Source organism: Psychrobacter sp. TB20-MNA-CIBAN-0197 (assembly GCF_040309765.1).
Classification (GTDB): Bacteria; Pseudomonadota; Gammaproteobacteria; order Pseudomonadales; family Moraxellaceae; genus Psychrobacter; species Psychrobacter submarinus.
This window is the reverse complement of the sequence record NZ_JBEOPC010001043.1, coordinates 1-253: the sequence shown is the minus strand read 5'-3', so window position 1 is coordinate 253 and position 253 is coordinate 1. Positions and strand designations below refer to the sequence as shown.

1 protein-coding gene is annotated in these 253 nt (G+C 43.1%); it reads right to left on the bottom strand.

Annotated features, from left to right (window positions below):
* The coding region (locus AAEY83_RS17080; protein WP_351061045.1) for a PAS-domain containing protein at nucleotides 1-253 on the bottom strand (253 nt) is incomplete at both ends.

Genomic DNA, 253 nt, shown 5'->3' with positions numbered 1-253 from the left:
CGTTAATGCTGCGGTACGAGTTGCTACTTTTTCCTCTAGGCTTACATTGGCTAGCGTTAGTGCTTTTTGTTGTTTTACAAACTCGGTAATATCGGTATAAGTAGTTACAAAGCCACCACCGGGCAGTGGGTTGCCTTGCATTTCGAACACTCGGCCATCGCTGTGCGAACGCTGAAACTTATAAGCACTGCCTTGCTTTAAATACGCTAAGCGCTTATCTATTTCAATGGCAATATTACCGCTATTAAATAAC